Source organism: Croceicoccus hydrothermalis (assembly GCF_022378335.1).
GTDB lineage: Bacteria > Pseudomonadota > Alphaproteobacteria > Sphingomonadales > Sphingomonadaceae > Croceicoccus > Croceicoccus hydrothermalis.
In genome coordinates this window covers 1-6373 of sequence record NZ_JAIQCI010000071.1, presented here as the reverse complement: position 1 = coordinate 6373, position 6373 = coordinate 1, and the positions used below count along the sequence as shown (strand labels likewise).

Below are 6373 nucleotides of genomic sequence, written 5' to 3'. Positions count from 1 at the left end.
CGGTGGCGCGTCGGGATTATAGAGGATCGCCCATTGGCCGCTCTTGGGAAGCGGGAACAGCGCGCCATCGAAGTCGGCGAACTCCTGAATCTTCTTGATGCGATCGGGGTAGCGGCTCGAATATTCGAGCGCGATCTGGCGCACGTCCACGGGGAAGCGCGCGCCCCACAGACGCCCTAGGAAGTTGGCCCACGCCTTCGGTCGGGTGGGCTCCTGGGTCATTCGTCGTCCAGCACGTCCAGAATGCGCTTGAGTTTTTGTTTCACCGGGTCGGACGCGCCATGATACTTGCGATAGAACGCCCGGTCGAAGTCGTCCGCGACCGGCGGCTCGGTGCGCTCCTCGTCTACCAGATATTCGCTCGTCACGCCCAGCACGCTGGCGATCCGCCCCAATTTTTCCGCAGAGGGGCGGGCTACCGGCTTGTTCTCGATCTCCCAAATGTAACTCTTGCTGCTGCCCGTCGCCGTGGCGAGCTGTTCCAGGGTCATGCCCTTTTTTTGGCGAAGATCGCGGACCTTTCGCCCCAATATCGATGACATATTCGCTCCCGATTGCGTCGGTTCGGTATGACGATAGTTTTCCTACTTGACAAGCGAACTCGCGCTAACCATACTTTCCGTATCGCTGTTCCGAACCTGGGACAGGCGGGATTGGAGATTAGAAATGGCGGGCAAGAAAGGCGGAAACTATCGAAGCGCGATCTCTGGGCGCTTCGTGACATCGAAACATGGGAAGGCAAGTCCGCGAACAACGGTTCGCGAGGCATCGGGCAAGAGCGGAAGCTCAGGCTCTCGGTATCGTAGCGCGATCAGCGGGCGCTACGTCACCACCAAGCATGGAAAGGCGAGTCCGAACACCACGGTTCGCGAGAAGTAAGCCAGGAAAGGATAAGACGATGGCGACGCGCTATGTGAACAAGTCGAGAAAGGACCGCGATGGCGACATCACGGCCTTGTGCAATGCCGGCGAAAGCTGGTCGCCGCGGCTCAAGGCCGATGCGATCAGCGATATCGAGGGTGGCTCGCACAGCTACCACGTGTCCTGGAGCGACGGGAAGGTTACGCAGATCAGGGTCGTCCAGGGATCGAACGGAAAATATCTCCGGACCGATCGCGATGACACGACCCGCAACAATCTCGATGACCTGCCCGATTGCTAAACACGGGCGGCCGTGCCTGGCCGGTCCCTAGGATCGCGCCAGCACGGTTGCCTGCGGGTATTTGTCGTTCTTTTCCTTGTAGAGGATCAGCACCGCCGAAAGGGCCGTGGCCTGCCAACCTGGCGGAAGCTGCGGCACCAGCTCCTCGATGACGCCGCGCGCGGTCGTTCGATCGGGCGAGATCGTGACCATGGTGTTGGCGAGGTCCGGATGCGGCTTGCGCGACCGGCCCGGTCCGGTGTCGAAGCGGAACGTGTAGGGCAGGGCGGCTTTTAGCTCGGAAACCACCTCCGCCGCGGTCTTGGTGCCAGCGAGGTCGGTTCCGATATCGTGGTCGATATTGATCGGAAAATCTTGGTCGAACGTGCCGGGCTTCGAGTTGTCGCGATTGCGGCCTGGATCGTTCGCCCCGAAGCCACTGCCATTCCATCGGGTTCCAGCCCCGGCAGTGTAATGCTTAATGAGCTGCGTCTCCAAGTCCATCGCGGTGAACACAAAGATGCGGATCGCCTTGAAGCGGACGCGCGCCGGATTGAGGTTCGCGCGATGCTGGGTCTTGGTCGAGTGGCGAGCGAGTCTGCGGAAAAGGCCCGCCTCGGCGTCGGTCTTGCCGATATAGACCAGCGCGTCGTCCAGGAAGAGTTGATAGACGCCTTGCGCCTCCGGAACGATCGCCAGTCCCTCTGGATCGAGCGGAGCCGACTCCATCTCGTCGAGGGCGCGAACGAGATGGTCGAGCAACGCGCCGGGTAGGTCGAACTCGAACTCCCGATATCCCGGCACTTCCGGACCGGTGGCTGTTTCCTTCGTCATCCAGCCACCGCCCTTAGCTCGTGCGAGACATCGCGCGCGATGACCTCCGCAAGCTGGACGGGAACGGCGTTGCCGAGCTGGCGCATCGACTCCGTCCACGATCCATGAAAGCGATAGTCGTCGGGAAAGGTCTGGATGCGCGCGCTCTCGCGCACGCTGAAATAGCGCACGCTGCCATCGGCGCGGCGCAACATGTTCTCGCCGCCAGGAACGCCGTGGACGCCCGCCTTCAAGGTCTTGGCGGGTTCGTCCAGCGGGCTGCCCGTGTGGCCGATATAGCTGCGCGCGCCCGCCTGGAACCGGTGATTGAGGCATAGCGCCGCCTGCTTGGGCGCGGTCTCGGGATCGGGCAGGTCGCCGATCGCGTCCCGGACCGTGCGCCAAGCTGCGGTTTCGGGTCGTTCGGTCATCTTCTTGGCGCGCGCCACGTGGCGGGGGTCGAGCACGCGGTCGCGCGAAGCGACCCGGTGGCGCTCCCAATACTCGCCCGATCGCACTTGCTCCCATAGCAGCGCCTCGATCGAATGCGTCTCGTCGGGAAAACTCCACTCAATACCCAAGTCGGCTCGGAAGCCAACGAACACCACGCGCTCGCGCCGTTGGGGAACGCCGTGGTTCGCCGCGTTCAGCACCCTATGAACGACATTGTAGCGAAGTCCGTCTCTCCCGCCCCTAGCGGTATGGTGTCGCTCAAGGCGCGCCATGTGATCGATCCAGGCCTCGCCGGGTAGGGGGATCAGCTCGGGATAGGTAAGCTGGTGAACGATATGGGCGAGATAAGTCGCGAAGCTCGCGCGGGTCAGCCCCTTCACGTTCTCGAACACGAACGCCTTGGGCCGCGTCTCGCGCACGACGCGAACCGCCTCGGGCCACATATCGCGCGTATCGGCGTGGGCGCGATGCTTGCCGCCTAGGGAGAATGGCTGACAGGGTGGTCCGCCGCTCACCAAGTCGATCTTGCCCTCGTGCCCGCAAAAATCGATCTCGCGAATGTCGCCCTCGATCGGGTCGGGCCAGCGGCCGATTCCGCCCGCCTTGGCGCGGCGGTTCTCGCGTATCGTGTCGCAGCACCAGCGGTCCCACTCGACGATACGCGCCGGATGGAATCCCGCCTTGCTGATGCCCATGCCCAAGCCGCCCGCACCGGCGAATAGCTCAATGGCGCGCATGTTAGGCATCGTCGTCCTCCAAAAAATCTCGCAATTTGTTCCTCAATTGTTATTCATGGCGACATTCACATTCCCAGACAACCATTTGTCGCCATCCCTCGCGATCGAGCGCCGCGCGGTTGCGCTCGTCGCGTTCGCGATTGCCCTCCAGTTTCGGTCCCCAAAAGTCCTGGCGCGACTTGGGCATTCGCGCCAGCTTGCATGATGAGTCCGGATGCCGGTGCCAGAAACAACCGTGCACGAAAACGACTTTTCGGCTGCCGCGGAACACAAGGTCCGGACTTCCGGGAAGTCGTCGATCGTGCAGGCGATAGCGATAGCCCATGCTGTGCACCAAGCGTCGCACGATCATCTCGGGCTTCGTGTCCTTGCCGCGAACCCGGCTCATGCGCTCCGATCGCGCCGCAGCGGTGAGGGTGTCCACCATCAACTCGCCATCTTCGTCCGATGCTCGCGCAACACCCGCTGCACGGTCGATCGCGAGACGCGGAACAGCGAGGCGAGCTGGGCAGGGGAGTCTTGCCCGTTCTCGACGCGCTCGATAATATCGGCGCGCTGCTGGGGAGAGAGGGCGCGTCTACGGCCGATATGCTTTCCGGCCTTCCGGGCGTGCGCCAGGCCGTTCATGGTCCGCTCGCGGATCATGGCACGCTCGAACTCGGCGAACGCGCCAAGGGTCTGCGTCATCAACCGGCCTGCGGGCGTGGTGGTATCGACCGCCTCGGTCAGCGATCGGAACCCGGCCTCGGCCGCCGTGATCGCCTCCAGCGTGAACAGGAGATCGCGGAGCGAGCGGGAAAGCCGGTCAAGCTTCCAGACGGTCAGAACGTCGCCGGGTTTCAACACCTCGATCGCCAGCGCCAGCTCGGGACGGTCGGATTTCGCGCCCGATGCCTCTTCTTGGTAGATGATCGAACAGCCCGCGTCGGTCAGCGCGCGGAGCTGCGGGTCCAGGTCCTGGGAGTCCCCTCGGGACACTCTGGCATAGCCGATTTGCACCCTATCTCTTTGACACGGGGTTGTGACACCCGCAACGGCGCGGAAAAGCGTGGTTGTGGATTAGGTGTCAGAACCGTTCGAGGCTGTTGAAATAAGCCAAAACCGGTCTGAAACTCCGAAATGATACTCTGCCTTTCCAACCATGGGAGAAGCACGATGATGGGGTCCACTTGCGCTGCTGGAAGAAGCGGCACCGGTTCGCGGATGATCGAGCCGATAGTTCCTGAACACCATCTCCTGCGCCGGGTAGATCGCCTTCTCGATCTGGCGGAACTTCGCGGCCATCTTGCCTCGCATTACAGCGCGCGTGGGCGGCCGTCGATCGATCCCGAGCTGCTGATCCGCATGGCGCTGATCGGTCGTATCTATGCCATCGGTTCGGAGCGCAGGCTGTGTGAGGAAGTGCGCTACAATATCGCCTATCGCTGGTTCTGCCGTCTGCCGATCGGAGCGCCGGTGCCGCACCATTCCACTTTCAGCAAGAACCGGCACGGCCGCTTTCGCGAGGTGGGCGTCTTCCGGGTGCTGTTCGAGGCCACAGTCCGCTGCTGCATGGCGGAGGGTCTGGTCGCAGCCAACGATGCTGCGATTGACGCCTCGTTCGTCGCGGCCGATGCGAGTTGGCAGCGCAAGATGCGCGATGGCGACCTTGCCGATCCGCATTCTCGGCCTGTGCGCGAGTGGCTTCAGGACGAGGCGGTGGCGGTCAAAACTGCGGGGCCGCGAAGGGAGGCCCCGGCGCAAATATCTCGCACAGATCCCGCCGCGGCATGGGCGGCGCGCGGTGGCAGGGCGAAGTTCGGGTATGCGTTCAACCTGCTGATCGACACACCCGTCGGGGTAGCGATCGAGGTCGAGGCGACGCCCGCCCGCTCGGCGACTGAAGTGGATGCGGGGCAGATCATGCTCACCCATGCCGCACAGAGGTTCGGATTTCGCCCGAAGCGCGTGGCGGCCGACACCGCCTATGGCGGCGCGCCGTTCCTCGCCTTCGTGATCGATCATGGCACGGTGCCGCATGTGCCCGTGTTGGAACGATCGGGCCAGAGCAAGGGCAAGTTTCTCCGTCATGCGTTCCAGTACAACAGTAACGGCGATCATTACATCTGCCCCGAAGGTAAGCGCCTCGCGCATATCACCTTCCATCAGCCAACCAATGTGCATCGCTACCGGGCGCGCTCGCAGGACTGCCTCGCCTGCCCGAGTAAATGCCAATGTACAAGCAGCAGCCATCGCACTCTGGCACGTCTGCATGACGAGGACGCCCGCGATATGGTGCGTCGGGAGATGCAGACCGGCCTCTATCTGCGCTCGATGCGATTGCGGCGCGGCGTCGAGCGGACCTTCGCCGATGCCAAGATCAAGCGCGGCCTCACCCGGCTGCATCTTCGCGGCATTCGGGGAGCGGAGGAAGAGTTTCTACTGACGGCAGCCGTCTCCAACCTATTGCTGTTGGCCCGGCGGAACGAACCCTCCGCAAAACGCAGGCGAGTTCGCCGGGCATTCGTCCGGCCGAGCGTGATGACCGATCTCAGCCGCGCCGCCGCGGCCACAACGCTTGGTTGATCATGATGACAGCTTCCGACCTCTATTCTGTTGAAAAACTCTGCTTGCAGAAGGGCTAAGCTGCTGATTCAGTGATCTTCGCAAAGCGGGAGATGTGCTGATGATGGGCGAGCGGACTATGATGCAGGAGGCGCTGTTTTACAGCTTCCGCATCGAGGATCACGTGCCGGGCGATCACCTGCTGCGCTCGATTGACCGGTTCGTCGATCTGGACGGCATCCGCGAGCACCTGAAGCCGTTTTACAGCTCGACCGGTCGACCCTCGATCGCCCCCGAGCTGATGATCCGGATGCTGCTGATAGGCTATTGCATGGGCATCCGGTCTGAGCGGCGGCTTTGCGAAGAGGTGCATCTCAACCTCGCCTATCGCTGGTTCTGCCGCCTCGATTTGGATGGTGCGGTGCCCGATCACTCGACCTTCTCGAAGAACCGGCACGGCCGCTTCCGCGACAGCGATCTGTTGCGCAAGCTGTTCGAGATGACCGTCGAGCGCTGCATGAGTGAAGGCCTTGTCGGCGCGGAAGGCTTCGCGGTCGATGCCAGCTTGATCCGTGCGGACGTCCACCGCCAGCGCTCTGTTCCGGGGGAAGAAGGCCTGCCACCCGAGGCTGCGGGCCGCGCGGTGGCCGAATATCTCGACGTGCTCGACGATGCCGCCTTCGGC

9 protein-coding genes are annotated in these 6373 nt (G+C 62.9%); 3 read left to right on the top strand and 6 right to left on the bottom strand.

Going from position 1 to position 6373, the window contains the following annotated elements:
* Positions 1 to 222, bottom strand: a 222-nt coding sequence (locus tag K4G67_RS17280) for a hypothetical protein (protein WP_476695959.1), incomplete at its 3' end; no start/stop codon positions are given.
* Positions 219 to 542, bottom strand: coding sequence for a helix-turn-helix domain-containing protein (locus K4G67_RS17275; RefSeq protein WP_275588953.1), 324 nt, complete (start codon positions 540 to 542; stop codon positions 219 to 221). The genes K4G67_RS17280 and K4G67_RS17275, both read right to left, overlap by 4 nt.
* A 356-nt stretch (positions 543 to 898) precedes the next feature.
* Here K4G67_RS17275 and K4G67_RS17270 point away from each other — a divergent pair, with 356 nt between their 5' ends.
* A complete protein-coding gene (locus K4G67_RS17270; protein WP_120049412.1) occupies positions 899 to 1162 on the top strand; it encodes a DUF3892 domain-containing protein in 264 nt (87 codons plus the stop codon).
* Positions 1163 to 1189: 27 nt separating this feature from the next.
* Here the strand turns inward: K4G67_RS17270 and K4G67_RS17265 are convergent, their stop codons facing one another.
* The 4 genes from K4G67_RS17265 to K4G67_RS17735 are packed head-to-tail and all read right to left on the bottom strand — an operon-like array spanning position 1190 to position 4143.
* The gene (locus K4G67_RS17265; RefSeq protein WP_239807480.1) at positions 1190 to 1975 is read right to left on the bottom strand and encodes a GIY-YIG nuclease family protein; all 786 of its coding nucleotides are present in this window, start codon (positions 1973 to 1975) and stop codon (positions 1190 to 1192) included.
* Positions 1972 to 3144: a DNA cytosine methyltransferase gene (locus K4G67_RS17260; protein WP_239807479.1), complete on the bottom strand. Its 1173-nt coding sequence runs from the start codon at positions 3142 to 3144 to the stop codon at positions 1972 to 1974. The genes K4G67_RS17265 and K4G67_RS17260 overlap by 4 nt, the downstream gene beginning before the upstream one ends.
* A gap of 49 nt (positions 3145 to 3193) precedes the next feature.
* Positions 3194 to 3571: a very short patch repair endonuclease gene (locus K4G67_RS17255; RefSeq protein WP_239807478.1), complete on the bottom strand. Its 378-nt coding sequence runs from the start codon at positions 3569 to 3571 to the stop codon at positions 3194 to 3196.
* Entirely contained in the window at positions 3571 to 4143 is a 573-nt protein-coding gene (locus tag K4G67_RS17735) for a recombinase family protein (RefSeq protein ID WP_239807477.1), read from the bottom strand. The genes K4G67_RS17255 and K4G67_RS17735 overlap by 1 nt, the downstream gene beginning before the upstream one ends.
* Positions 4144 to 4299: 156 nt before the next feature.
* Between K4G67_RS17735 and K4G67_RS17245 the strand changes: the two genes are divergently transcribed.
* Both K4G67_RS17245 and K4G67_RS17240 read left to right on the top strand, forming a co-directional pair.
* A complete protein-coding gene (locus K4G67_RS17245) occupies positions 4300 to 5709 on the top strand; it encodes an IS1182 family transposase (RefSeq protein WP_239807476.1) in 1410 nt (469 codons plus the stop codon).
* A gap of 100 nt (positions 5710 to 5809) precedes the next feature.
* Positions 5810 to 6373, top strand: a 564-nt coding sequence (locus K4G67_RS17240) for a transposase (RefSeq protein WP_239807482.1), incomplete at its 3' end; no start/stop codon positions are given.